We start from the raw sequence: 24,336 nt of genomic DNA on the forward strand, positions 1-24,336 counted from the left end.
GGCGTCGCGGTCCCGATGTCCCAGACCACCTGTCCCGGCTCCGTGGCGACATTGTCGATCATCAGCGCGATGCCCATGGAATCAACGCCAGCCCTTATCACAGGCGGCACGCTAGGCTTGCGTCCCATGACCTACCGACGCGCTCCGGTGAAGGCTCCGCGACTCTCTGGCATGCCCCTCAAGGCCATGGTGAACACGCTGGAGCGGGGCGGCGTGGGCCCGGCGCTGCTGGAGAAGTTGATGCGCGACAGCGGCATCGAGCAGTGGCGCGAGCTGTCCGCGGGCGATGCCCCGCCCATCCAGTACCCGCTGCCCCACGGAGCGCCTCCCGCCGAATCACAGACACCGGTGGAACAGGCCGCGCGCGCCGTCGCGGCGTCGCCCGTGGAGCCGAAGCGGGAGACGGTCGCGGCGTTCGCTCGGGCCTACCGCGACGGGAGCGCGGATCCGGTGGCCGTGGCCCGCCGGGCCCACGAAGCCATCGAGCGGCTGGATGGCGGCGCGGACCGATTGGGCCTCTTCATCGCTCGCAAGCCGGAGGAGGTCCTTCAGGCGGCGGAGGCGTCCTCGGCGCGGCTGCGCGCGGGGGCGCCCTTGAGCGTGCTCGACGGCGTGCCCGTCGTCATCAAGGACGAGCTGGACCTGGCGGGCTTCCCCACGACGCTGGGCACCACGTTCCGCACCGAGCCCGCGCGGACCGACTCCACCGTCGCGGCGCGCTTGAAGGCCGCGGGCGCCGTCATCCTGGGCAAGGCCAACATGCATGAAATTGGCATCAACCCCATCGGGTTGAACCCGCACCACGGCGCCGCGCGCAACCCGTGGAACCGGGGCCACATCACCGGCGGCAGCTCCAGCGGCTCCGGCGCCGTGGTGGCGGCGGGCCTGTGTCCGGCGAGCATCGGCGCGGACGGCGGCGGCTCCATCCGCATCCCCGCCGCGCTGTGCGGCGTCGTCGGGCTCAAGGCCACCTGGGGCCGCATCCCGGAGACGGGCGTGCCGCCGCTGTGCTGGAACGTGGCGCACGTGGGCCCCCTGGGCCTCACCGTGGATGACGTCGCGGCGGTGTATGCGATTGTCGCGGGGACGGACGGACTCGACGTCGCCTCCCGGCAGCAGCCGCCACATCACCTGTCAGGCTACGAGGACGGCACGCTCCAGGGCGTCCGGCTGGGCCTCTGCACGCCGTACTTCGAGGACGCGGATCCGGACGTGGTGGCGCGCTGCCGCGAGGCCGTGCGCGCCCTCACCGACGCGGGCGCCACGGTGGTGGAGCTCCCCGCGCCGGACCTCAACACGATTCTCTGGACGCACAGCTGCATCATCCTGAGCGAGATGGCGGAGGCGATGCTACCGCAGGTGAAGGCCCGCGCGTCGGTGTTCGGGCTCGACTCGCGCACCAACCTGGCGCTGGGGCGTCACTTCCGCGCCACGGACCTCATCCATGCGCTGCGGCACCGGCACCGGCTGACGCGGGAGCTGCTGTCGCTCATGGCGGACGTGGACGTCATCGTCACGCCGACGACGGCCAGCACCGCTCCCGCCATCCCCGAAGCGGCGCTCCCGGCGGGCGAGTCCAACCTGCCGGTGGTGGACGCGCTCATGCGCTTCATCCGCCTGGCGAACCTCACCGGCTGCCCTGCCCTCTCCGTCCCCGCGGGCTTCGACCGCGCGGGCCTGCCCGTGGGCGTGCACCTCATGGGGCGGCCCTACGAGGAGCACCTGCTCTTTCGCCTGGGGCGCGTGGTGGAGCGGGCGGCGGAGCGCCGCACGCCGGGCCTCCACGTCAACCTTCTGCCCTGAGGGACGCGCCGTCAGCGCGCGTCGAACCACGTGATGCCGTAGTCCAGACACAGCTCCTCGCCGGGCTGGATGTCACGCAGCGCCACGGCGGCGCCGGTGTCCGGCACCGGCCCGTCGATGAGCTCCACGTTCGGCGTCTTCGAGTGGTTGTAGAGCGCCAGCATGCCCCACGCGTACGCCTTCCCCCGCCCGGGCTCCGTGCCCCAGGTGAAGACGTGGTGGTGCGCCTGGCAGTCGCGGTGGTCCACCGGCTTCAGGTCGCTCGCGGGGAAGCGGCTGATGGGCGCCCACTCCACGAGCGTCCCCTTCGGCAGGAACCGGCGCGCGAAGACGCCTCGTCCCTTTCCGGCAACGAGGCGCCATTCAACATTGGGATGGAACTGGTTCTCGGAGATCAGGCGATCGAGTTCGGGATTGTTCATGATGAGCCCCTCCCGTGGGGAGGGGGCCTGCCCGAACTTAAGCACGCCCCGGATTTACGGGGAGGCGGGCGCCTGCTCCACGTCCCGCACGCGGTTGGGACGGCGCTCGGGGACGGGCGCGACGCCGCCCAGCCAGCTCCAGTCCTCACCGTTCCACAGCTGCTCGCACCAGCGCAGGTCCGTGGCCAGCTCCCGCGCCTTGGCGCCGTGAGGGACGAGCGCCCAGCCCATGCGGGACTGCTTGCACTCCCCGCTCTTGAACCGCAACAACCGGCGGTGCGTCTGGGCCTCGGCCCGCTCCGCGTCCCACAGCGCCTGGTTCTTCAGGCCGTCGCCCTGGGCGTCCACGCCGTTCCAATCACACCAGGCCAGCACGTCCTTCAGTCGGACCAGCTTCGATCCCCGAGAGAGTTCCGTCACGGCCGCGACGAGAAGGTCGGGGGTGATGACACGCATGGGTGGGGCCTCCGGTGCAGAGCGGCGAAGGACACCAACCTACAGCGTAGGAATTGGCGGAGGGCCTTATCTCCGCCATGCGTTTGTCATGGTTCTGTCATGAAGCGCGGCCATGACGCGTGCTGGCAATCGTGCTCAAGGCTTCTTGGCAGGCGGCTGCGCCGGGGCGGGCGGTGTGGCTGGCTTTGCCTTCGAGTACGTGGCGATGCGGTTCGTCACCTCGCCCATCAAGTCGTTGGGGATGGGGACGGAGAGGTTGTACTGGGCGATCTTCCAGCCGGCCGCGTCCTTCACCAGCACGCCGCTGCCGCGCGCGGGGCCCAGGTTGGGCGTGTCCAGCGCCTCGTCGAACCAGGCCACCTGTCCGTCCCTGGAGAAGAAGACGTTGCGGGACACGGACTTGAAGGACCACGCCTTGCCCTTGGAGAAGTAGGGCTTCGCCCACGCGCGGAACTGGTCCACCGTCCAGCGCTCCGTGCCGTCCGTGCCCATGAAGACCGCGTCCGGCGTGAAGAAGGAGAAGTAGCGCGGCTCGTTCGCGACGGCCGCCGCGCGGTGCCAGTCATCCAGCACCGTGGCCACCGCGACCTTCGGGTCCGCCGGAGCCGGGGCCGGGGCCGCGACGGGGTTTGCAGCAAGCGCCAGCAACAACCAGGAGACGGATGCCATCGGGTTCACCTCGACGCCAAGGGGGTTCGCGGTATGAAGCGGCAGGCGTGCCTCCAGGTCAAGGCATGCGACACAAGGCGGTGGTGGCGTGGTGCTCGAAAGTTTCCAGGTGGGCACGGGCGACGTGCCCACGGTGATGCTGCACGGCTTCCTCGGGACGGGGCGCAACCTGCGCTCACTGGCCGTCGCGTGGACGCAGGCGGATCCGCGCCGCCGCATCCTCCTGCCGGACCTCACCGGCCACGGCACCTCCCCGGCCCTGTCCCCGGACGCGGACCTGACCACGCTCGCGCGCGACGTGGTGGACACGCTCGAGGCGAAGGGCTTCACCGGCGCGGTGGACTGGGTGGGCCACTCGCTGGGCGGCCGCGTGTCCCTGGCCGCGAGCCTGGAGGCCTCCGAGCGTGTGGGCAGCGTGGCGCTGCTCGACATCGCGCCCGGCCCCGTGCCGTTGGATTTGTCGGAGAGCGGCTACGTGCTGGACATCCTCTTGAGGGCCCCGCCGCGCGCCGACAGCCGCAAGGACCTGCGCGCGAACCTCGTGGGCAACGGCCTGTCGGAGGGGCTGTCGGACTGGCTGCTGATGAACCTCACGCCCGACGGTGACGGCGTGCGCTGGCGCTTCGACCGCGACGCGCTCCAGCGGCTGCACCGGCGCGTCAACGGCGAGGACCTGTGGCCCGCGGTGGAGCGCCCCGTCCACCCGCCCCTGCGCTGCATCCGCGGCGGGCGCAGCCGGTACGTGTCGGAAGAGAGCGCGCGGCGGCTGGAGGCCGGCGGCTGCCCCGTGGCCCTGCTCCCCGATGCCGGCCACTTCGTGCACGTGGATGGTCCCCAGGCCGTGCTCGCGTGGCTGATGGCCCCCTGATGGATACACGGACCGTCCTGCTCGTCTTCATCGCGGTGGGGCTGGACGGCCTGGCCGGACTCGCGGGCGGCGTGCTGTCCGAGCGCTGGCTGCAGCGGCGGCTGCCCGCGCTGGTGGCCTTCGCCGCCGGCACGCTCTTGAGCACGGTGTTCCTGGAGGTGCTCCCGGAGGCGGTGGAGGCGCGGGGCGAGGCCGCCTTCGCGTGGGCCTTCGCCAGCTTCGTCGCGCTGGCGCTGATGGAGTGGGCGCTGGGCCATCACCACCATGACGCGGAGGCCGCCGCGGGACACGCGCACGGCCATCACCCGCATCATCATGGGCACCCCGGCGCGCCCACGCTCCCCGGCGCGCTGCTGGCGTCGGATGCGCTGCACAACGTGGGCGACGGCGCGGCGGTCGCGGCGGCCTTCCTCGTGTCGCCGCACGCGGGCTTCGCCACCGCGTTCGCGGTCATCGTCCACGAGCTGCCGCAGGAGGTGGGCGACTACGCGCTCCTGCGCGCCGCGGGCTGGTCGCGAGCGAAGGCGCTCGTCGCGCTGGGCGCGGTGCAGCTCACGGCCTTGGCGGGCGCGGTGGGCGTGCTCCTGGGCACGCGGTACCTGCCCTCGCTCCAGGGCACGGTGCTGGCCATCGCCGGCGGCTCGTTCCTCTACATCGGCGCGGTGGACCTGCTGCCGGAGCTGCGCCGGGGCCCGGACTCACGCCAGCGCGTGGTGGGCTTCCTCTGCGGGCTGCTGCTCATTGGCGGACTGCACTTCGCGGAGCGCTTCGCGGGAGGCCATGGCTGACGGGCCGCGCCCCTGAGAGGATGGGGCCATGCAAGGAAAGACCGTGATTGTCACCGGTGCCTCCGCGGGCATCGGCGAGGCGCTGGCGGTGGCCCTGGCCGGCCGGGGCGCGACCGTGGCGCTGGCGGCGCGGGATGCCCAGGCGCTGGAGCGCGTGAAGGCGCGCTGCGAGGCCGCGGGCGGCAAGGCGCTGGCGGTGCCCACCGACGTGGGCGACCCGGACGCGTGCCGCCGGCTGGTGGAGCGCACGGTGGAGGCGTTCGGCGGCGTGGACGTGCTCGTCAACAACGCGGGCATCACCATGCACTCGCGCTTCGAGGACGTGAAGGACCTGGGCCTCTACGAGCGCCTCATGCGCATCAACTACCTGGGCGCGGTGCACTGCACCTTCCACGCGCTGCCGTACATCAAGGCGCGCAAGGGGCTGCTCGTCGCCGTGTCGTCGCTGACGGGCAAGACAGGCGTGCCCATGCGCACCGGCTACGCGGCCAGCAAGCACGCCATGCAGGGCTTCTTCGATTCGCTGCGCATCGAACTGTTGGGCACCGGCACCGACGTGCTCGTGGTGTCGCCGGGCTTCGTGGCCACGGACATCCGCGCGCACGCGCTGGGCCCGGAGGGCCAGCCCCTGGGCAAGAGCCTCCGCGACGAGTCCGCCCCCACCATGGACGTGGACACCTGCGTGGCCCTCATCCTGCGCGGCATGGAGCGCCGCGAGCGGGAGGTCGTGATGACGCTCACCGGCCGCGTGGGACAGGTGCTCAAGCTGGTGGCGCCGGCGCTGGTGGACCGGCTGGCCGCGCGCGCCATCCGCGGCAAGCAGCCCTGACGCTACTTCTCCATCCGCGACACCATGCCCCACAGGCCGTCGAAGGTGGCGTTGCCCACCTGGTGCAGGCCGAAGCCCCAGAGGAAGGCGGTCATCCACGCGCCGGAGCCGCCCCACGTAGGCGCGAAGACGTCCAGCACCTGGAGCCCCAGCAGCACGGCGATGATGGACATCATCCCCAGCACCGCGAGCTCCACCTTCCACAGGTCGCGCGAGCGCGGCAGGGGGATCCAGTCCAGGCTCACCAGCACGTCGGTGCTCGCCTTCGTGGACGACGGCGGCAGCGGGGAGAGGTTCCCGCTGGCGGGCCCACCGGGCAGCGGCGACGGTGGCGCGGGTGACTGCGGCGCGGGCTGCGAGAACGGATCCAACGTCACGGCGGAGGGGACGTGCTCCAGGTCCATCCGGCCGCCCATGGCGACTGGGGGCGGCGGAGGCGTGACGTGGCGCGCGAAGTCGTCGCGGGCGGCGCGGTACTCCGGCGCCGCGAGGTTCGCCTCGCCCTTGTCCAGGTGCGCCCGGGCCGCGGCCAGCCGCGTGTCCACCTCCGTCTGCCAGTCCGCGCGGGCGTGCAGGTCACCGCCGGCCTGGGCCTGGAGCTGCGTCAGCGCCTGCTCCAGGGTGTCCACCAGCTCGCGCAGGTACAGCGCGTGCGCGGACTGGTAGTAGAGGAACGCCTCGTCCACGCTGGCGTGCATGCGGGCCCTCGCCCGGGCCAGCTGTTCGCCCACGCGCAGGCGCAGCTCCGCCCACGCCTCCTGCGTGAAGCCGCCGGGCAGCTCCTTCGCGGTGAGGGCGTCCTCCAGGTCCGTCAGGAGGATTTCGAGGAACGCCTCGCGCGCGGTCTCCACCAGACGGCGGGACGCCTCCAGGTCGGGGCCGGGCAACTGCTGACGCGCTCGCAGCACGTAGAGGGGCAGCTCGCCCTGGAGCCGGCGGCTCACCGGATCATCCCCGCGCTGCGAGGCCAGCGTCCGCGACTGCTGCTCCAGCTCCGCCAGCCGCGACTCCAGCACCGCGCGGGCCACCGCCTCCAGGTCGAGCGTGCGCATCATCTGCGCCTGTTCGGAGAAGTCCGCGGCCGTGGCCTGATCATTCTGGAGCAGCGTCTCCACCGCCTTGAGCTTGCGCTCCGCGTCCAGCAGCGCCACGCCCTTGAGTCCCTCCAGCTGCCGCAGCAGCACGGACCAGAGGGAGAAGAGCTGGAGGCGCGCCTCGAAGAGGGTGAGCACGGAGTCCTGCACCACGAGCCCGCTCAGCGGCCGTTGGATCTCCGCGAGGAGCGCGTCTATCTGACGTCGCAGCGACGCGACCACGGCGGCCTCGCGCTCCAGCGGACGGGCGGGCACCAGCGATTGCAGCTTCTGGCGCGCGGCCTCCGCCCGGCTGCGCAGGTTCACGCGCGGGCGCACGCGCTGCACGTAGAAGCGCACGGCCGCGGACGTCACCACGCCCAGGAAGATGAGGAACGCGCCGAACATCGCGGGCGTCTTCACCCAGACGGTGAAGGCCTGCTCCACCGCCCCGCCCTCCGGCACGAGCAGCCGCACGGTGCCGGTGTACTCGCCGGACTCCGGCAGGTCGCCCACGTCCAGGCTCAGCAGGCCGGTGCCATACGCGGGCACCTGGAGGACGCCTTCCCTGCCCGGTCCCAGCGGCTGGCCGTCCGGTCCCCGGAAGAACCACTTCGCGTCCTGCGCCTGCACGGGCGCCGCGCCATCCCCGGCGCCACCGGCCTTGCGGTCCAGCTGCACCACCGCCGGAGGCCCCACCGCGCCGCCCACGCCCGCCGTCTCCCGGAAGGTGAGCCGCACCGTGGCCTTGCCGGAGAACGGCCCCAGCGTCCAGCCGCGCGCGGGCGCCACCGGATAGAACTGCACCGTGGGCGCGGACGCCACGCGCTGCACGACGAGCGGAGTGACCTCCCGCGCGCCATCGCCCAGGAGCACCACGCGTCCCTGGTAGTCACCGGGTGCCGGCAGGTCCGCGGACAGCGTCACCGTCACGGGTTGCCGCACGGAGATGGGGACCTCCATCGCGCTCCGCTCCGTCCCCACGCTCACCGTCACGGGCACCTGCGTGCCGTCCGCCGCGAGCAGCGGATCCACCAGCACCGTCACCCGCGTGTCCTCCATGCCCGCGTCCGGGGACGTGGGCAGCAGGTCCACGCGCAGCACCGTCTCCAGGTGCGGGGTGGACGTGCGCAGGCGCACCTCGTTGTTCGAGGACAGGCCCGCGAGTCCGAAGCGCGGCGCGGCGCTCGCGAGCACGGGCAGCAGGCAGAGCATGGCGCAGGTCAGTGGCATGCCCGTGTGGACCCAGACCTTCGCGGCCATGAAGCTTCGAGCGGGAAGGCTCATGCGCGAGGACGATAGCAGCCCCCTCCCCTGCGCTCGCATGCGCGTCCACTCGCGCGGATCCGAAGCCCGGTCACAGGGGTGTAGCACTCGCGCTTCGGCGCTCAGGCCGAGCCCCTGATGCGCTCAGCCCCAGCCGAGGCGGCGCAGCACGCTGGTGGACAGGCTGGCGCGGATGGTGTCCAGGGGGATGCCTTCGTCGTCCTCGGCGGACTCGTGGCCCGGGCGTGGGTCTCCGCTGTGGTGCAGCGCGACCAGGTCCAGGTCCGGCGTGAAGCACGGTGAGCCCGATGAACCCGGATGCGTGTTCGTGCAGTACGTGACGCGCGTCTGCGACCGGTTGACCGCCTGGAACGTGTCCAGCGCCACCGTCATGGGCCGGCCCTTGGGGTGCTGCACCACCAGCGCCAGCGCGCCTGGCGTGAACGCCGTGGGCACGGACGGCGCCAGCGGGATGAAGCCTCGCGGCCGGTTCCCCAACTGGTCCTCTCCCGGGGCGTCCTGGATCTGCAGGAAGGCGTAGTCCAGCTCGTCGCGCGTGGCCTCGCGCGGACGCGGGTGCATCAGGTCCGCCGGGCTGTGCGGACTCTGCGCCAGGCATGCCGTCACCGCGTACACCCGGCCCGGGTGCACCGCGATGCGGTCCGGCAGCACCTTCAAATCAAAGCGCACGCGCAGCGCCTCCAGCAGCCGGTTCTCGATGACGTGCGAGTTCGTCAGCACCACGTCCGGCGCCACCAGGAAGCCCGTGCCCAGCGCGCGCCCCCCTTCCAGCTCCACGCGGCACACGCGCCGCGACAGCGTGGTCAGCCGGTCGCGCCAGGCCTCCGGCGTCAGCGCCAACCGGGACTGCTGGACGATGCGCGCCAGCGCGCTGCCAGACACACTGCGTTGCACGGAGGACAGGTAGCTCTGGAGGAAGCGGCGGATGCGCGGATGGCCCGGCGCCGCCGCGTGCGCGCCGCGCACCAGCACGTCCGTCCACCCTTCCGCCTCCGCGGTGCGCACGAGCGCCCGAGCCCGCGCCGCCCCCTCCCGCTCGACGGGGGGCACCAGGCTGCGGCCGCATTTCGCCTCCACCATCCGGTGGAGGTCCTCCACCGAGGCGAACGCGCCCAGGAGGGCGTGGGTCAGTTCCTCCTGTTCGGAGCCTTCAAGCTCCATCCGTTTCCTCTCGCAGCCGCGCGATGTTCACACCCGTCGTGTGACTTGCAGTGTACGCATGCGGGCAGCGATTGCACCGGGCGTGGAGCGCCTGGCGGGCCGGGCCCCTGCCGCGCTTCCGGCGCGCATTCCACTCGCACCGGCGGCCAGACGGAAGGGGCCTGCACCGGCGCCGTGAGTGGAGAATGACCCCACGGCGCCAGCGTGCGTCAGCGCACCGCCCAGGTGGACGGCGGCAGTGACGCGGTGATGTCCGGACGGCCGGGCACGCCCAGCCGCGCCGCGCCCGCCTGCAACGTCCCGCCGAGCGTGGGGAGCACGCGGAACTCCACCTGCACCGGCGCGCCCTGCTCGCGGGGGGCGAGGCTCAGGCTCAGCGCGCCGTCCTGCACGTCCCACTCCGTCACCTGGCCGGAGGACACCAGCGCGTCCAGGCTGGCGGGATCCACCTGCACGCCCGCGGGCAGGTCCTGCTGGAAGCGCAGCGGCAGCGAGGACGGCGCGCCCACCTGGACGCGCACGCTCGTCAGCTGCCCCACGCGCGCCTCCTTGGGCCCCGTCACCGCCAGTTGCAGGCCGCCCTTCGCCTCGCCCTTCCACGGCACCGCCGCGGACAGCGCCAGCGAGAAGCCCAGCCCCGGCACCGCGGGCTCCGCGCGCACGGTCCACGCGTGCGTCCCCGCCGAGCCCGGCGCGGCGGCCTCCAGCGACAGCACCTCGCGCAGCGCCTTGGTGTCGTAGGTGCCCTCGGTGACGACCTGTCCGTCGCGCGCCACCGTCACGCGCACCTGCGCGGGCAGCGGGGCCTTGAAGAGGGCCAGCGCCGCGCGAAGGCCCACGCGGTTCGCCTGCCCATCCCCCCAGCCCAGGCCCGGCGTGTAGTGCGCGAGCAGCCAGGCGCCCAGGTCCGGAAGCGGCGCCTTCGCATCACCCTGAAGGGCGAGCACCGCCATCGCCGTGGCCTCCGCCTCCGAGGGCCTCTGGCCGTCCGCGCGCACCGTGTCCGGCTCCACCGGCAGCCACGCGGTGCCGTCCGCGCCGGACTTCAGCGCTTCACGCACGCGAGCGCGCAGGGTTTCCGCCACGCTGCCCTCCGCGCCGCCCTCCGCCAGCAGCACCGCCGCCGTGTAGCCGTCCTTCACCTGCGGCAGGTAGCGCTCGACGACGCCCGACGCGCGCACGGTGAAGGCCGCCGCGCGCTGCTTGCCTTCGGAAGTGCCCTGCGCCGCTCGCACCACGCGGGTGCAGTCCGCCGTCGCCACCAGCAGGCGCTGGAGCGTCCAGCCCTCACCGCCCTGGCAGGTGCCGTCCGGCCGCTGCGCCTGGGCCACCTGCGCCACCAGCCGCTCGCCCAGCCGCGCGAGCACCGGGTTGTCCGGGTGGGCCAGCGCGCCCTCCGCAAGCCGCGTCGCCACGTCCACCGTCGGCGCCCGCGCCGCGCGCAGCACCCGCTGCGTGGACACCAGCGCCAGCGCCTTGAACGTCGCGGGGTCGGCCGTCTCGCCCAGCGCCTTCAGCAGCTCCGGCGCCTGGCCCGCGAGCAGCAGCGCGTACGCGTCCCCGGCCACGTCCACCGGCCGGCGCTCCACCGCCGCCAGCTCCGCGCGCACCACGCCCAGCGCGCCCGGGTAGACCTGCAGGCGCAGCCGCTCGCTGCCTGCCTGCGCATCCACTGGGCCCGTCAGGGACAGCGTGCGCGGTGCCGCCAGCGAACCGCCGCGCGTCTGGACCACGGGCTGCCCGGTGGCCCACACGTCGAAGTCGCGCACCACCGCGTCCGTGTCCCCCAGCGAGGCGCGCACCGTCACCGGCCCCGCGCCTCCGGCCTTGACCGTCACCAGCCCCACCACGCTGCCGCGCGCGGGCACGCGCACCGTGCGCGTGCCGGCCTCCACCTGCGCGCCCTTCACGTCCACCTTCAGCGCCGCTTCCACGGCCTTGTCGGTGGTGTTCACCACCTGCACCGGCAGGCGCACGGTGTCGCCCGCGCGCAGGAAGGGCGGCAGCACCGGATCCACGTACGTGGGCAGCGTGCCCGCGAAGGACGTCACCGCTCCCGCCTGCGCGCCGGAGCGCGAGTGCGCCAGCGCCAGCACCCGCCACTGCGTCAGCCGGTCCGGCACGCGCACCGGCACCGTCGCCTGGCCGTTCGCGTCCGTCACCACCAGGGGCTCGAAGAGGAACGTCTCCGGGAACCACGCGCGGGTGGGCGCGGCCGCCGCGCCGTCCTTGCCACCGACGGCGTCCCCCGGCGCCTCCTCCATCTCCGGCTCCGGAGGCGCCGCCATCTCGGCCACGGGCGCCGCGGCGGGCATCGGTGGAGGCTCGGCCCGGCCACCGCCTCCGCGCGACGCGCCCTCGTCGTCGTACGCGTTCGCGGAGCCGAAGTTCGCCATCTTCTTGCGCGCCAGGGAGTTCGACGCCATGCCGTCCGAGTCCCCCGCGAGCGCGGCGGCGGAGCTCCCCGAAAGGCGGCGGATCATGTCCCCCGCCACCAGCGCGAGCGTCATCCCGCCCAGCACGAATCCCACCCCGAGGCCCACGGCCCCGGACATCCACGAGCGCTGCTTCATGGCGCCTCCTGGGCGACCCACGCGCCCCAGTTCACGACGTCCTCCGGCAACCGCGTTCCATTCACCACCACCGCGCGCGGATCCGTCAGGGCCAGCAGGTCCTCCGGCAGCCGCGACAGCCGCAGCTTGCGGCCGAACGCATCCGTCACCTTCTGCCCGCGCTGCTCACAGGCGGCCAGCGACTCCGCCCACAGCCGCGCCAGCCCCGCCGGGTCCAACGTCTCACCCGCGGGCGCGGTCTCCTCCCACTTGCGCGTGCGCGCGTGCAGCTCCGTCAGCACCGCGTAGAACGGCTCCGTCAGCTCCGCGTCCGGCGAGAAGGGGCTCGTGGCGCTCGCCATCAGCGGCGTCTCCAGCGCCTCCCGCGCGGGCACCTCCGTCACGCGCAAGAGCGCCGCCGCCGCCGCGTTCGCGCCCCGGATGCGGCCCATGGCCAGGGCCTGTCCATCCAGCACGCCAAATGCCGGCGTGGCCACCGACGGAGCGGGCCGCAGCCCGTCCAGCGCATCCGCGCCCGGCAGCGGCGCCAGCTGGGCGAGCGTCTCATCCACGCCGAAGAGGCCCACCGCCGCCTCCCCTTCCTTCCCGTCCACGCGCGTGTGGATCTGGAGGTGCGCCAGCTCCCCGGGTGCGTACGCGGGCTTGTCCGGCGACACCTCCACCGACAGCGCCGCGCGCGGTGCCACGTACACGCGCGCGGACGCGTCCACGCCCTCCACCTCCGCCCAGCCCTCGAAGTCCGGGGGCAGCGTGAAGCGCGCGGAGCGCGTGGCCGGATCCACCGTTTCCTTGAGCCGCGCCTGTCCCGCCACCAGCACCAGCGTCTTGGGCAGCTCGCCCTGGAAGCCGGGGCCGCGCAGCAGGTCCACCTTCACGGACTCGCCCGCCTTCGCCAGCACCGGCGTCGCGCGCAGGCGCAGCGGCGGCAGGCTCGCGGGGCGCAGCACGAACTTCGTCTCGCCCATGTCCTGGCCGTCCCACTTCGCCCGGACCTTCAGCTCGTAGCCCAGGAACACGGTGGGCTGCGGCGGACGCGGCACGCCGTTGCCGCCATACGTGGGCTGCGCGGTGAAGCGCACCACGCCCATGGCCTCCGCCGGCCGCCGTCCCGCCAGCAGCTCCGCCTGCGTCGCGGCCGGCACGCGGATGCGCGCGATGCGCTCCTGCACGCACGCCAGCGCCGTCGCGGGGAGCGCGTCGTCCCCCGCGGCCTCCCGCACCCAGGACAGCGCCAGCTCCGGCCGGTCCGCCCACCGCCGCCACGTCAGCACGGCGGGCACCGTCGCGACGCGGTCCAGCGCGGGAGGCAGGCACGCCCGCGCATCCAGCGCGGCGACCGTCAGCCCTTCGTCCACGCCGCGCTCCTCACCCGAGGCGGCCTGGGTGCTCCACCTCAGCGAGGGCAGGCCCGCATCCATCACCTGGAAGCGCAGCTGGAGCATCCGCTCCCGGCCCGCGGGCAGTCCCTTCGCGCGCACCGCGGACGCCATGCACGCGTCCAGCCCGTCCTCCGCGCCGGCCACGTCCTGCACCTGCCCGGACGCGCCCACCCGCACCGCGAACTCCGCCATGGAGGCGCTGGAGTTCGGCGCGACGAAGCGCGCGCACGGATGCAGGGCGGGCAGCAGCCGCTCCAGCGCGACCTGGTCCTCGAGCGACGCCTGCCCCCCCTGCGCGCCCAGCAGGTCGCGGGACGACACCAGCGACACGGACGGCGGACGCGGCTGCACGCGCACCGGCAGGGGCGGCACCACCACGTTCACCGCGGGGCCGGGGTCCAGTTGGAAGGCGGCCACGCCATCCTCGTCCGCCACCGCGCTCACGCCCTTGTCGCGAGGGTCCCACGCGCGCGTCACCGTCACCTCCGCGCCCGGCAGCACCTGGCCGGAAGCGGTGGTGGCGCGCAGGTAGACGCGGTTGCTGAAGCCCGCCACCAGCCCGTCCTCCAGCTCCGTCACGGAGGACACGGCCAGCGCGTCCTCGGACAGGAGGAGCGACACGGCGCCGCGCACCGGCTCGCCCGTGGGGTCCTTCGCCTCCACGCTCGCGCTCAACGTGGCCTGGCCGCGCAGGTCCTGGGGCACGCGCGGCAGCGTCACGCGGAAGCGGCCGGATGCATCCGTGCGCGCCTTCGTCGGCAGCTCACCGCGCAGCCACTCCGTCGGCGGTGGCCATGCGCCCGCGTGGCTCCACGCCAGCGTCACGTCCGTGTCCGCCACCGGCGCGCCGGACGCGTACGACACCTGCCCCGTCACCTCCGGCGTGTCGTTGGCGCGCCAGAAGGGCCGGGGGCTCCTCGCCTCCAGCCGCAGGCGCGGCAGCGTGAAGGGCTCCACGGTGAAGGACTCGGAGCCGGACGCGCCGCCGCTCGTCCACGCCACCGTCCACGTGCCCGTGGGCGCGCCCCGGTCCAGCGGGAACTCCCCGGCCACCACGCCCCAGTTGCCCGCGGGCGCGCGCTCCTCCAGCACCACCTCGCCGTCGGGGTCGGTCACCTTCCACGTCCCCGGCCGTCCGTCGAGCGGCGACAGGTCCTTCGCGCGCAGGGCCACCGCGCGGAAGCGCACCCGGTGCCCGGGCTCGTAGAGGGGCCGGTCCGTCAGCACGCGCACCCGCGCGGGCGCATAGAGGGGCAGCGCCGCGTCCACCACGTCGGTGCCCAGCGGGGTGGTGACGCGCGCGCGCAGCCGGTAGTCGCCGTCCGGCACCTGGGGCAGCGTCACCGGCGCGGTCATGGGGCCGTAGCCGTCACGCTCCCAGCGGCCCTTGGCGTCCAGCGGCAGCGGCGTCTCCTTGCCGTCCGCATCCACCAGGAACAGCGCCGCGGTGCCCCGTCCCACGACGGACTGGAACACATTGCCCTTCGCGTCGACGCCGTGCGCCTGGGCCCAGACATGCACCTGGCTGGAGGCATTTCGCGCCAGGCCCTGGGCGGACACGCCCACCGTCTGGCGGAACTCGCCGTCCGGACACATGGACACGTCCACGCCCTGGAACATCCAGGCGGACAGACACCGCCCGGAAGCCACGAAGGCCAGGCCTCCCCCCAGAAGCAACAGCCCGAGCCCCCCGGCCACCCATCGCCGGCGCTGGATGCCACCTGTCATGCGTTTTCTCCCCGTCTGTCCACTGTACGCCGGAAAGCCGGGAGCCGGTCCCCACCTCCCCCCGTTGACGTATCCGTGGGGTGGCTGGGCTAGGGTGGCGCGCCATGGCCGTGCCGCCGAAGAACCGCCCTCCGCAGGATGCCCTGCCGCCCCGCCTCGATGCCCTGCTCGAGGCCCTGATGGACCGCGACTTCGCGGCGCGGCTGCGCAAGGTCTACCAGGCGGCCGCCGTCGCCATCGACCGGCTGGGGCACCTGAGCATCGTGAAGTACGAGCCCACCACCGCCGAGCCCGACGACGCCGCGGACCTGTCGCTGTGGGAGACGATGGCGCCCGCCATCGGCGAGACGCTGGTGGACGTGAACCGGCTGGTGGTCGCCATCCGCGACGCCTTCCCCCCGCCCGCGCGCCCCGCCACGTCGAACGACGGCGGCTGGGCCCCGCCCCCCGCGAGCTCCGACGAGCGCCTGTCGCAAGAAGCGGAGGCCGTGCTGCACGCCAGCGCGGAGCGCCTGTCCAGGCGCGTGCAGGAGCTGGGCGTGCAGATGCGCCGGCCGGAGGTGGTGAGCGACCGCTGGACGCTGATGTCGGAATTGGCCGCGTCGCGCGCGGACTTCCGCAACCGCATCGGCGACCTCGTGTACCTCACCGCCGCGGCCTTCGCGGACGTGCGCCGCGAGGACGTGGTGCCCGGCTACGCGAACCAGGTGGGCGCGCGCGTCGCCCTGCGTGGCGCGGCGGCGGACCTGCGCCGCTCACTGACGGGCCGGCTGGAGCGCGCCGCGAAGGCGACGGACGCGCAGCGCCCCGCGCTGGCGAGGCAGGCCGAGGAGAGCCTGGCCGCGTTCGTGTCCCTGCCGGCGTCACTCGCGCTGAAGACGCCCACCAAGCGCGAAATCGTCGCGGCGCGGGGCCGGCTGCGCGAAGCGGGCACGCAGGCCGCGCTGGGGCCGGAGGTGCTGCCGGGGCTCGTGGAGCCCTTCCTCGCGCTGCTGGAAGAGGCGATGGAGGAGCTGACGCGCACGTGGCTCACCGTGCATGACCGCGCCGTGTGGGCCGCGAGCGGCGTCCGGCTGGAGCAGGTGGACATGCACCTGGAGCTGGGCTCCCCGGGCGCGGCGCGTGTGTTGGAGGAGGCGGTGGCGGCCGCGGGCGCGCTCTCGGGCCGCTCGGCGCCCTTCGACGTGTTCCTGCGCAAGGGCCGTCAGGAGGCCGCGGAAGGGCTCAACGAGGCGGGCGCACGCGACCTGCTCGCCCGCTTCCGCGAGCGCCTGGCCAGCCTGCCGTTCAGCTGACGGGCCAGGGCTTCACCGCCGGAGCTCAACGCCGCGGCTTCAGGGCTTCGTGGGCGACGCCGGCGTCGGCGCGGGCAGCACGGGGACTTCCTTCTTCGGAGGCAGCACGCGCAGCTCCTCGAAGCGCGCCGCCAGCGTGTCCGGAGTCATCTCCTCCTGCCACTGCTTGGGGTTGGTGTTCCACCCGAAGTCGGCCGGCACCTTGCCGCCGCCCTGGCTGCTGTACCCGATGGTGTCCGGGAACTGCGCGGACCAGCGGCCACCGGGATCCGGCTCCTTGGTCACGTGCTGCCGGTTGGGGAGGATGAAGGGCTTCGTCTTGGGAGCATCACTCATGCAACCAAGCCTCTCCGAAAGAGACCTCGTTGTGTAGGGGCAAGCTGGGCTGCCGCCGCCTTCGCGCATGGTTCTTGGGAGGCAGCACGCTCGGCCCCAGCTCGAACACCGCGGCGAAGTAGCGCGCCTGGGATTCGCTGCGGTACCGGAAGCGCCGGACGAAGCCCTCATGGGCCACCTCCACCCGCCAGCCCTTCGAGTCGCACATCACCGTCACTGTGTCCCCTGAACCCATCCACCCCTCCCCCGTCCCGTTGTCGTCCGGGGGAGTGCGATCTCCGTGCCATTGCCTGCACGCCTGCCCAACGGGTTGCGGTGTCAGCGGGTGAGCAGTCGGAGGGGGACCGGTAACGTTTGCAGCCTGCCCTGGGGGGCCGGCTTCTGTCCCGGAAAGGCGGGGCGGGGTGCCCGACGGGTCCTCGCGGGGCGATGCCGGTCTGCTTGTGTCGCGCGGATCCTGCGTTAACTCAATGGCATGACCCAATTCGAGACCCAGAACGGAGAGCGGTTCGCGGACTTCGATCTTCCCGAGGGCTGCATGATGTGTGGCGGCGCGGTCTCCATCCGGGCCACGCCAGCGGGCGCGCACGGCTACTGCGCCCACTGCCACGTGCTGTCCCGCCCGCAGATGCGGGTGAAGCCCAACGGCGTCGAGCTCTCTTTCGAGACCACCGCGCTCGCCTGAAACGCGAGCGCTTCACCCCTGGTGCGCTGAGCGTCAGTGCACCAGGGACAGCAGCAGCGGCGCGCTGAAGAACGACAGCGGAATGCCCACGCCCACCATCAGCACCGCCAGCTCTGGATCCAGGTCGTGCTCGGCGGCGAGGATGGCCGCCGTCACCATGGGCGCCATCGCGATTTGCAGCACCGTGGCCTGCCTCACCACCAGCGCCAGCCCCGGCATGAACGTCAGCAGGCCCAGCACCGCCAGCGGCGCGAGCACCAGCTTGTAGGACAGCCCCAGCGCGAGCGCAGGGACGCGCGGACGCAGGCCCTGCAGCCGCAGCTGGAACCCCACGATGAACAGCGCCAGCGGCGTGAGCAGGTCCCCCAGCCGCTGCAGCACCGACTCCAGCCAGTCCGGGAAGCCAAAGGGGCGCAGCACCAGCGCCACCACCAGCGCCTGGAACGGCGGGAACACCAGCACCTTGCGCACGAGCGTCCGCACGGACACCGCGGATTGGGCGCTGGCCCTCGCCGCCGTCAGCGTGCCGAGCGTGGCCATCACCAGGAACGACCCCAGCTGATCCGCCACCACCGCCACCGGCACGCTGGAGGGGCCCAGGAGCGCGGTGGCCATGGGCAGGCCCACGAAGGCCGTGTTGCCCAGCCCCGCGGTGAGGATGAGCGCCGTCACGGACGGGCGCGACAGGCCCAGCCGCGGCCCGAGCAGGCGCAGGTACAGCACCGCCCCCACGAACAGCAGCCACGGCGCCACGGCGGCCACCAGCAGGCCGGGCTGGAACTCCAGCCGGTGCATGGAGCGCAGCACCAGCGCGGGCAGGGACACGTTGAGGAGGAAGGCGTTGAACGCGGGCGCCGTCCCTTCGGGGAACCGGCCGCTCCTGCGCGCCAGCACGCCCAGCACCAGGCACACCCCCAGGAGTCCGATGACCTGCCCCATGCCCGCCTCGCGCCCGCCTTCCCAGGTGTGGATTGGCGCGGCAACCTGGAGGAGCCCGTCAGCGATGTCCAGCGCCATCAGGGCACGCGCGGGGAAGTCGCGTTTCGCGCGCGGCTGGAATGCGTGAGGCTCCAACCAGCACGCCGTGACGGGGCGGCCATGGAAACGCGCGGGGCGTGGGCGCATGCTCGCGGGTGCCCGCGGTCAGACCTTCCTCCCCACGTCCGTCGGGCATCCGCCATGAATCCCGTTGCCACGGTGTTGAGAGCGCTGGGCGGGGGTGGCCTGCCACGGACGTACTGGGTCCTGTGGGTGGGCACCTTCGTGAACCGGCTGGGGTCGTTCGTCGCGCCCTTCCTGGCGCTCTACCTCACGCGTGAGCGCGGCTTCAGCATCGAGCAGACGGGCTTCATCGTGTCCCTCAACGGCCTGGGCGCGGTGCTGGCGGCGCCGCTGGGCGGGATGCTCGCGGACCGGGTGGGGCGCAGGCTGACGCTCGCGGGAGGCCTGTGGCTGGGGGCCGGGGCCATGCTGTTCATCGGCTTCTCGGAGACGCCGGGGCGCATCGCGGCGGCGGCCTTCCTCCTGGGCATCCTGGGGGACCTGTACCGGCCGGCGGTGTCCGCGGCGGTGGCGGACGTGGTGCCACCCCGGGACCGGGCGCGCGCGTACGGGCTGCTCTACTGGGTCATCAACCTGGGCTTCGCCATCGCGCTGCCCCTCGCGGGCCTCCTGGCGGGGCTGGGCTACCGGCTGCTCTTCATCGCGGACGCGGTGACCACGTTCCTCTACGGCTGCTGCGTCTGGGCGTTCGTGCCGGAGACGCGGCCCCCGGAAGCGCGAGCGGCCCACGCGTCCCACTCCCCGCTGGGCGCGGTGCTGTCCCCCTTCCGCGACAGCGTGTACCTGGCCTTCTGCCTGCCGGTGTTCGCGCTGGCCCTGCTCTTCCACCAGAGCTTCATGAGCCTGCCGGTGACGCTGACCCAGCAGGGACTGACGCCCGCCGAGTACGGCCTGGTGATGTCCGTCAACGGCGTGCTCATCGTCGCGCTCCAGCCGTTCGTCGTGCGCGGGGTGGGCCGGGTGCGGCGCTCCACCGCGCTGGCGGTGGCGGGCGTGCTCACCGGCGTGGGCTTCGGGCTGCACGCGCTGCCGGCGAGCGTGCCGCTGGCGATGGCCGCCGTGACGGTGTGGACGCTGGGAGAAATCGTCCACTCGCCCGTGGCGCCGTCGGTGGTGGCGGACCTGGCGCCCGCGGAGCTGCGCGGCAGTTACCAGGGCGCGTACCACATGATGTGGGGGCTCGCGTCCAGCATCGCCCCGGCGCTGGGCGGCGCGATGCTGGGCCACGCGGGCGCCACCGCGCTGTGGGCGGGCTGCTTCTGCGTGGGCCTGGCCGCGGCCCTGTGGCACCTCACCATCGCCGGAGCGCGCCGGCGCCGCGTGGAGACGCTGCGCCTGGAGCGCCCGGAGATGAGCGCCAGCCTGGACTGAAAGCAGCGGCCTACTTCCCGAGTCCCAGCAGGGCCTCGGGCTTCGTGAGGCCGCGCGCGCGGGCGACGGGCTGGAGGATGTCCTGCGGGGGCGCGTCCGCGGTGAGCAGCAGCGCGCGCACGGCGGTCTCCACCACGTCCTCGGCGCCGGGGCGCACCATGCCGCGCCGGGCGTCCTCCACGCGCTTGCCGCGGTACAGGTCGAAGCGCTCCTTCACGTGCTTCGCCACGTCCGCCACGGCCTTGTCGCCCGCGTCCACGCGCAGCTCCAGCTCGTTGCGCAGCTGCACGGGGTCCGCGAGCACGCCGTAGCGGTCATAGCCCTTGTGCGCCAGGTCCTCGTGCAGCACCGCGTAGTCCTGCGTGTTGGGCGCGGCCACCTGCTGCGGCGCCAGGAGGTCGCGCATCACCGCCGTCACGGTGGCCGTCACGGTGAGCCGGTGCAGCTGCACGTCGTAGACAAAGTCCGAGTACATGGGCTCCTCCACGGTGATGGGCTCGCGGAAGACGGCGTCGCGGTTGCGCTGCACCTCGGCGCGCTGCAGCTCCGCCTTGTCCAGCGCCGCCTGCACCGCCAGCTCCAGCACGCGCGCCGCCTTGGCCTTCTGCACCATCAGGCCTTCATCCTGCGTGCACTGCCCCGAGCACCGCTCCGGGTCGCACTCGCTGGGCATCTTGCCGGGGCTCTTCGCGTCGCGGGCCTCTTCACCACACTCCTGGATGGCCTCGCGGCACTCGCGCTTCTCCCGCTCGCGGCAGCGCTCGGCGGCGTCGCGCAGCGTGCCCAGCTCCACCTGGGCGCGCAGGTACTCGCGCAGCACGGCGGCCTGCTTGCGCTCCACCGATTCCAGGGTGCGCTCCGTCTCCAGGAGCTTCTTCTCGAAGTCGCCGCGCTTGGGGTTGGGCACGGAGCGGTTGCCCGCGAGGTAGCGCTGGCTCTTCTGCGAGTCCTCCACCGCCTTGAGCGGCAGCACGCGCTCCAGCGCCAGGTCCAGCTTCACGCCCACGCGGCCCGGGGGGGCCTCCGTCACGACCTTCAGGGGCAGCTTCGTGGGGAGCGCCGCGGCCAGCCGTCCCGCGCTCAGCCGCTGGGCCACGTCGGGGGCCTGGGCGTTGTCCTCCACGGGCGTGGCCACCACCAGGAAGGCCACCTCGTCGCGCAGCCGCTGCCGCACGGCCTCCGCGCGCTCCCGGGCGGCGGTGGCGCCCACGCGCTCCTGGTCCGCGCGCACGTACGCCACCAGCGCGTTGCCCAGCTTGCCGGCCTTCTCCAGCGTGTCCGCGCTGGCGAAGAAGCGCTTCGCCCATGCCACCTGCACCGCGTCCACGCCCTTGCGGGCGTTCACGTGGTCCGGCGACACGGCCAGCACCGCGTCCAGCTCCGCGCGGGCGTCCTGGAGCTTCTCCTCCTTGAGCAGCCCCAGGGCCACGCCCACGCGCGCCTCCAGCGTCTGGGCGAGCAGCGCGCGAGCCCCCTCGTGGTCGGGGTCCAGCTCCAGCACGCGCACCAGCAGCTTGGTGGCGGACGGCAGGTCCCCGGACGAATGGGCGGCGCCGGCCTCCTGGTACACCTCCGCGCCCCACTCCTTGCGCACCGCGCGCAGCTTCACGGTGATTTCGGAGGCCTCCGGGTCCGCGGCCAGGGCGCGCAGGTAGGCCGCTTCGGCCTCCGCCCAGTGGCGCTCCTTCACGGCGCCGTCGCCCTCGCGCACCGCGCGGGAGAAGGCGGAACAGCCGCTGAGCAGCACCAGGGACAGCAGGGCCAGGGCGCTCAGCCAGCGGGAGGGGGCGGGGGGGATTCGGGCGGGGGAGCTCACGCGCCGCATTCTCGCGGGAAAGCACGCCGGGCGTGAAGATTCCGACGGCCCGCCCGGCCGGTTGCTCCGCGTGAAGGCAGACATCCTGGTGGGTCGGGCCAGGGGCGCCCGTCGTCATTAGGCTGTTGTGCCTTTTGGATGTTTCACACCCACACAGTCTTCTGCTGGCAGCGATGAGACGGGGTGCAGGCGTTCAGTGTCCGGGCAGCGGCACTCCGGGAATGACGCGACGCACCAGTCAGTAGAGGGAATCAGCACCCACGAGGGGGGCTAGAGGAATCCAATGCCTTGTCCACAGCCGCGTCCCACCAAGTTCCACCTCCCGCTGCGGGCCGACTCGTTCTCCATCGAGGAGTACCGCAACGTCCACTGCCGCTTCTACGGCGGCTGCATCGACGTGGCGGTCCGTCAGGACTGGGAGAGCTTCACCTGCGCCAAGTGCCCCCTGTTCCAGCAGGACAAGGCGCCGGGCGCCAGCTCGTATGCCTTCACGCAGCCCGCGAACTTCGGGCAGCCTTGAGGCGTCTCCTGTTTCAAGTCTGTGATTGAGACGGCCGGGCGTCCTGCCCGCTTCCGCGCCTCTTTGCTGGCAGGGGGAGCAGGCTGGAGGGGCGCCCGTCGTCCGGTCCCGCGTCTTGTACCTCCGGACACTGCGTCCCTGAAGGACAGGGGACACCTTGTCAGGCCGTGGGGGAACAGCGGATGCAGGAGCGGCGTGTCACATCCTGGCTGGAGCTGCAGGACCTGCTCTTCGCGGGCTCATGGAATGAGCCGCTGGGCCGGTTCCGCACGAGCTTCGTGTTCCGGGGCGTCCCGGACGCGAAGCTGGATTTGACGGCGACGCTCAACCGCCAGGGTGCCTTCGTGCGGCACGAGCGCGACCTGCTGCGGGCCTTCCGCAAGTACGCCAGGGGCGTGCCGGGCACGGAGCGGCTGACGTCCATCTGGGACTGGCTGGCGCTGGCGCAGCACCACGGGATGCCCACGCGGCTGCTGGACTGGACGTTCAGCCCGTACGTGGCGCTGCACTTCATGACGGAGCGCATGGACCTGCTGGAGCAGGACGGCGCGGTCTGGTGCGTGGACTACCACCAGACGAACCAGCAGTTGCCCAGGCCGCTGCGTGAGCAACTGCGGCTGGAGGGCGCGGACGTGTTCACGGCGGAGATGCTGGCGTCGGTGGCGGGGGACCTGGCGACGTTCGACGGGCTGGGGGCGGAGCCCTTCGTGTTGTTCTTCGAGCCGCCGTCGCTGGATGCGCGCATCGTGAACCAGTTCGCGCTGTTCTCGGTGATGAACGGGCCGGACCTGAGCCTCAACGACTTCCTGGGGCACCAGCACCAAGGGGTGCGAAGGCTGGTGGTGCCGGCGAAGCTCAAGTGGGAGGTCCGGGACAAGCTCGACCAGGCGAACATCACCGAGCGGGTCCTCTTCCCCGGCCTGGACGGCCTCAGCCGCTGGCTCCGCCGCTACTACGCCCCGCGTCCCCGGTAGGTACAGGTCCGTTCGCGGGCGCTTCGGGAGCAGGCGGTGGGGCATCCTGTGGTGGGGGCGGCGTCACAGGAGGCTGGGGGTCCGGAGCCGGTGATGGAGCTTCTCCTGGCCCCAGCGGATCCTTGGCGACGACCTGTCCTTGAGGGGTGACGGCATAGACGTCCCACCCATCCAGGATGCGAAAGCGTGGCCCGCGACATCGGACGAAGTCGTGGATCACCCTCACGTAGTAGAGCCCTTCCGTCGGTCCCGTGAAGACCACGGCTACCAGCCCCTGCTCCGGGCTCGAGCAGCCGTCGAACAGGCGTGGATAGGGGTTGGTGCGGATCAACTCGCGGATGGCACCCGCGGCCGCGAGAACGGCCCCAGCCTCCATGGGCTGTCCCACCAGTTTCGCGGACTGCTCATCGGGCCATTCAACGGTTCCCTTCCAGGCAGGAGCCCGGGCGGCGCATCCCGTCACCATCGCCACGACACCGAACAGCGCGCAGACGTTCCTCATCCCAGTTCCTATTCGGGAAGCAGTTGGATTGCTCCGTCCCGGCACAGCGGGGCGGAGCTGTAACGGGTGTTCGTCGGGACGCAGGTGCCCAGGAGCCGCCAGCGCCGCTCCCGCTGGCTCCACTGTTCAATCTCGCCCGTGGGAAAGTAGCGCAGGAAGACGCGTGAACCGTCCTTCTGCACCGCGACGAGGGCGGAGGCCATCAACAGAGCCTGTCCCTTGAATGTCGCTGGCGCGGGGTTGCCCGGAATCATCCGGAACTCCGCCATCGCGGGCCTCCCAGCGAATGCATCCGTCGGCCACACGGTGAGATCGAGAGTGGAGGGTGGAGTTCCGCATGGATGATTGTGGATGTAGCCGACGATCCAAACGTGGTCCGAGGGATGGTCGCTGTCCGTCACATCCGAGGACGGCTGGCATCCGTTATAGGACCCGCGTAGCGGCTTCGTGACCCTCCAGGACAGGGCTTCATCCGTCCCGGCGACGTACACCGTCGAGCAGTACTCCATCGACATGCCCACGATGGGCCGCTGACTGACGGGATCGCAAGCCTTCGCGCCAGGCAGCTTGAGCAATGCGTCGGCGACGTCCTTGAGCAAATCAATGGGGAGGGTGACATCGCCTGTGGGCATTTCGAACGAGGCGACTTCCGACCAAGGCCCTCGAACGGGTTCGCCCCTCCCGGGTTCGGTGTAACGCTCATTCGAAGCGGGCGCGCTCGCACAAGCAGTCACGAGCA

Annotated in this window: 21 protein-coding genes; 9 read left to right on the forward strand and 12 right to left on the reverse strand. The window is 72.7% G+C overall.

Annotation, left to right across the window (positions count from 1 at the left end; translation table 11 throughout):
- Positions 1-126: 126 nt before the first annotated feature.
- A complete protein-coding gene (locus JYK02_RS18400; RefSeq protein ID WP_207052761.1) occupies positions 127-1,803 on the forward strand; it encodes an amidase in 1,677 nt (558 codons plus the stop codon).
- Between the two features lie 11 nt (positions 1,804-1,814).
- Here JYK02_RS18400 and JYK02_RS18405 read toward each other — a convergent pair whose 3' ends face one another.
- From JYK02_RS18405 to JYK02_RS18415, 3 genes are all read right to left on the reverse strand, one after another.
- The gene (locus JYK02_RS18405; protein WP_207052763.1) at positions 1,815-2,225 is read right to left on the reverse strand and encodes an SET domain-containing protein; all 411 of its coding nucleotides are present in this window, start codon (positions 2,223-2,225) and stop codon (positions 1,815-1,817) included.
- 54 nt (positions 2,226-2,279) lie between these two features.
- The gene (locus JYK02_RS18410) at positions 2,280-2,681 is read right to left on the reverse strand and encodes a hypothetical protein (protein WP_207052765.1); all 402 of its coding nucleotides are present in this window, start codon (positions 2,679-2,681) and stop codon (positions 2,280-2,282) included.
- A 135-nt stretch (positions 2,682-2,816) separates the two neighbouring features.
- Entirely contained in the window at positions 2,817-3,350 is a 534-nt protein-coding gene (locus JYK02_RS18415) for a nuclear transport factor 2 family protein (protein WP_207052767.1), read from the reverse strand.
- 88 nt (positions 3,351-3,438) lie between these two features.
- Here JYK02_RS18415 and JYK02_RS18420 point away from each other — a divergent pair, with 88 nt between their 5' ends.
- The 3 genes from JYK02_RS18420 to JYK02_RS18430 are packed head-to-tail and all read left to right on the forward strand — an operon-like array spanning position 3,439 to position 5,835.
- Positions 3,439-4,218, forward strand: coding sequence for an alpha/beta fold hydrolase (locus JYK02_RS18420; RefSeq protein ID WP_207052769.1), 780 nt, complete (start codon positions 3,439-3,441; stop codon positions 4,216-4,218).
- Positions 4,218-5,006 (forward strand): ZIP family metal transporter, encoded by a 789-nt coding sequence (locus tag JYK02_RS18425; protein ID WP_207052771.1) that lies wholly within the window; start codon positions 4,218-4,220, stop codon positions 5,004-5,006. Before JYK02_RS18420 ends, JYK02_RS18425 begins: the two co-directional genes overlap by 1 nt.
- A gap of 28 nt (positions 5,007-5,034) precedes the next feature.
- Positions 5,035-5,835, forward strand: a complete 801-nt coding sequence (locus tag JYK02_RS18430) for an SDR family oxidoreductase (protein WP_207052773.1) — start codon at positions 5,035-5,037, stop codon at positions 5,833-5,835.
- A 2-nt stretch (positions 5,836-5,837) separates the two neighbouring features.
- Here the strand turns inward: JYK02_RS18430 and JYK02_RS18435 are convergent, their stop codons facing one another.
- The 4 genes from JYK02_RS18435 to JYK02_RS18450 all read right to left on the reverse strand — a co-directional run bounded on the left by JYK02_RS18435 (position 5,838) and on the right by JYK02_RS18450 (position 15,036).
- The gene (locus JYK02_RS18435) at positions 5,838-8,171 is read right to left on the reverse strand and encodes a hypothetical protein (protein ID WP_207052776.1); all 2,334 of its coding nucleotides are present in this window, start codon (positions 8,169-8,171) and stop codon (positions 5,838-5,840) included.
- A 147-nt stretch (positions 8,172-8,318) separates the two neighbouring features.
- On the reverse strand, positions 8,319-9,356 hold the full coding sequence (locus JYK02_RS18440; protein ID WP_207052778.1) for a trypsin-like peptidase domain-containing protein: 1,038 nt from the start codon (positions 9,354-9,356) through the stop codon (positions 8,319-8,321).
- Between the two features lie 209 nt (positions 9,357-9,565).
- Positions 9,566-11,929, reverse strand: a complete 2,364-nt coding sequence (locus JYK02_RS18445) for an alpha-2-macroglobulin family protein (protein ID WP_207052780.1) — start codon at positions 11,927-11,929, stop codon at positions 9,566-9,568.
- Positions 11,926-15,036, reverse strand: coding sequence for an MG2 domain-containing protein (locus tag JYK02_RS18450; protein WP_207052782.1), 3,111 nt, complete (start codon positions 15,034-15,036; stop codon positions 11,926-11,928). Before JYK02_RS18450 ends, JYK02_RS18445 begins: the two co-directional genes overlap by 4 nt.
- 104 nt (positions 15,037-15,140) lie before the next feature.
- On the opposite strand from JYK02_RS18450, the gene JYK02_RS40440 reads away from it, so the two are divergent.
- Positions 15,141-16,331 (forward strand): hypothetical protein, encoded by a 1,191-nt coding sequence (locus JYK02_RS40440; protein WP_207052784.1) that lies wholly within the window; start codon positions 15,141-15,143, stop codon positions 16,329-16,331.
- A 39-nt stretch (positions 16,332-16,370) separates the two neighbouring features.
- Here JYK02_RS40440 and JYK02_RS18460 read toward each other — a convergent pair whose 3' ends face one another.
- The gene (locus JYK02_RS18460; protein ID WP_207052786.1) at positions 16,371-16,667 is read right to left on the reverse strand and encodes a hypothetical protein; all 297 of its coding nucleotides are present in this window, start codon (positions 16,665-16,667) and stop codon (positions 16,371-16,373) included.
- The gene (locus tag JYK02_RS18465) at positions 16,660-16,902 is read right to left on the reverse strand and encodes a hypothetical protein (protein ID WP_207052787.1); all 243 of its coding nucleotides are present in this window, start codon (positions 16,900-16,902) and stop codon (positions 16,660-16,662) included. The genes JYK02_RS18460 and JYK02_RS18465 overlap by 8 nt, the downstream gene beginning before the upstream one ends.
- 240 nt (positions 16,903-17,142) lie before the next feature.
- Between JYK02_RS18465 and JYK02_RS18470 the strand changes: the two genes are divergently transcribed.
- Positions 17,143-17,352 (forward strand): hypothetical protein, encoded by a 210-nt coding sequence (locus JYK02_RS18470; RefSeq protein WP_207052788.1) that lies wholly within the window; start codon positions 17,143-17,145, stop codon positions 17,350-17,352.
- A 33-nt stretch (positions 17,353-17,385) separates the two neighbouring features.
- On the opposite strand, the gene JYK02_RS18475 is transcribed toward JYK02_RS18470, so the two are convergent.
- A complete protein-coding gene (locus JYK02_RS18475) occupies positions 17,386-18,291 on the reverse strand; it encodes an AEC family transporter (protein ID WP_207055185.1) in 906 nt (301 codons plus the stop codon).
- A 240-nt stretch (positions 18,292-18,531) separates the two neighbouring features.
- Between JYK02_RS18475 and JYK02_RS18480 the strand changes: the two genes are divergently transcribed.
- A complete protein-coding gene (locus tag JYK02_RS18480) occupies positions 18,532-19,785 on the forward strand; it encodes an MDR family MFS transporter (RefSeq protein ID WP_207052789.1) in 1,254 nt (417 codons plus the stop codon).
- A 10-nt stretch (positions 19,786-19,795) separates the two neighbouring features.
- On the opposite strand, the gene traC is transcribed toward JYK02_RS18480, so the two are convergent.
- Positions 19,796-21,610: an outer membrane exchange accessory lipoprotein TraC gene (gene traC / locus JYK02_RS18485; protein WP_207052790.1), complete on the reverse strand. Its 1,815-nt coding sequence runs from the start codon at positions 21,608-21,610 to the stop codon at positions 19,796-19,798.
- Between the two features lie 274 nt (positions 21,611-21,884).
- Between traC and JYK02_RS18490 the strand changes: the two genes are divergently transcribed.
- Entirely contained in the window at positions 21,885-22,121 is a 237-nt protein-coding gene (locus JYK02_RS18490; protein WP_120530553.1) for a hypothetical protein, read from the forward strand.
- 182 nt (positions 22,122-22,303) lie between these two features.
- On the forward strand, positions 22,304-23,095 hold the full coding sequence (locus JYK02_RS18495) for an FRG domain-containing protein (RefSeq protein ID WP_207052791.1): 792 nt from the start codon (positions 22,304-22,306) through the stop codon (positions 23,093-23,095).
- A 510-nt stretch (positions 23,096-23,605) separates the two neighbouring features.
- Here the strand turns inward: JYK02_RS18495 and JYK02_RS18500 are convergent.
- Positions 23,606-24,229, reverse strand: a complete 624-nt coding sequence (locus tag JYK02_RS18500; protein WP_207052792.1) for a hypothetical protein — start codon at positions 24,227-24,229, stop codon at positions 23,606-23,608.
- Positions 24,230-24,336: the final 107 nt, after the last annotated feature.

It is taken from the genome of Corallococcus macrosporus (assembly GCF_017302985.1).
GTDB classification, from domain to species: domain Bacteria; phylum Myxococcota; class Myxococcia; order Myxococcales; family Myxococcaceae; genus Corallococcus; species Corallococcus macrosporus_A.

What these genes read in the sequence shown, in the direction of transcription:
- JYK02_RS18400 (WP_207052761.1), top strand. Translation starts at nt 127, where the DNA reads ATGACCTACCGACGCGCTCCGGTGAAGGCTCCGCGACTCTCTGGCATG.
- JYK02_RS18405 (WP_207052763.1), bottom strand. Translation starts at nt 2,225, where the DNA reads ATGAACAATCCCGAACTCGATCGCCTGATCTCCGAGAACCAGTTCCAT.
- JYK02_RS18410 (WP_207052765.1), bottom strand. Translation starts at nt 2,681, where the DNA reads ATGCGTGTCATCACCCCCGACCTTCTCGTCGCGGCCGTGACGGAACTC.
- JYK02_RS18415 (WP_207052767.1), bottom strand. Translation starts at nt 3,350, where the DNA reads ATGGCATCCGTCTCCTGGTTGTTGCTGGCGCTTGCTGCAAACCCCGTC.
- JYK02_RS18425 (WP_207052771.1), top strand. Translation starts at nt 4,218, where the DNA reads ATGGATACACGGACCGTCCTGCTCGTCTTCATCGCGGTGGGGCTGGAC.
- JYK02_RS18430 (WP_207052773.1), top strand. Translation starts at nt 5,035, where the DNA reads ATGCAAGGAAAGACCGTGATTGTCACCGGTGCCTCCGCGGGCATCGGC.
- JYK02_RS18435 (WP_207052776.1), bottom strand. Translation starts at nt 8,171, where the DNA reads ATGGCCGCGAAGGTCTGGGTCCACACGGGCATGCCACTGACCTGCGCC.
- JYK02_RS18440 (WP_207052778.1), bottom strand. Translation starts at nt 9,356, where the DNA reads ATGGAGCTTGAAGGCTCCGAACAGGAGGAACTGACCCACGCCCTCCTG.
- JYK02_RS18445 (WP_207052780.1), bottom strand. Translation starts at nt 11,929, where the DNA reads ATGAAGCAGCGCTCGTGGATGTCCGGGGCCGTGGGCCTCGGGGTGGGA.
- JYK02_RS18450 (WP_207052782.1), bottom strand. Translation starts at nt 15,036, where the DNA reads ATGACAGGTGGCATCCAGCGCCGGCGATGGGTGGCCGGGGGGCTCGGG.
- JYK02_RS40440 (WP_207052784.1), top strand. Translation starts at nt 15,141, where the DNA reads ATGGCCGTGCCGCCGAAGAACCGCCCTCCGCAGGATGCCCTGCCGCCC.
- JYK02_RS18460 (WP_207052786.1), bottom strand. Translation starts at nt 16,667, where the DNA reads ATGAGTGATGCTCCCAAGACGAAGCCCTTCATCCTCCCCAACCGGCAG.
- JYK02_RS18465 (WP_207052787.1), bottom strand. Translation starts at nt 16,902, where the DNA reads ATGGGTTCAGGGGACACAGTGACGGTGATGTGCGACTCGAAGGGCTGG.
- JYK02_RS18470 (WP_207052788.1), top strand. Translation starts at nt 17,143, where the DNA reads ATGACCCAATTCGAGACCCAGAACGGAGAGCGGTTCGCGGACTTCGAT.
- JYK02_RS18475 (WP_207055185.1), bottom strand. Translation starts at nt 18,291, where the DNA reads ATGGGGCAGGTCATCGGACTCCTGGGGGTGTGCCTGGTGCTGGGCGTG.
- JYK02_RS18480 (WP_207052789.1), top strand. Translation starts at nt 18,532, where the DNA reads ATGAATCCCGTTGCCACGGTGTTGAGAGCGCTGGGCGGGGGTGGCCTG.
- traC (WP_207052790.1), bottom strand. Translation starts at nt 21,610, where the DNA reads ATGCGGCGCGTGAGCTCCCCCGCCCGAATCCCCCCCGCCCCCTCCCGC.
- JYK02_RS18490 (WP_120530553.1), top strand. Translation starts at nt 21,885, where the DNA reads ATGCCTTGTCCACAGCCGCGTCCCACCAAGTTCCACCTCCCGCTGCGG.
- JYK02_RS18495 (WP_207052791.1), top strand. Translation starts at nt 22,304, where the DNA reads ATGCAGGAGCGGCGTGTCACATCCTGGCTGGAGCTGCAGGACCTGCTC.
- JYK02_RS18500 (WP_207052792.1), bottom strand. Translation starts at nt 24,229, where the DNA reads ATGCCCACAGGCGATGTCACCCTCCCCATTGATTTGCTCAAGGACGTC.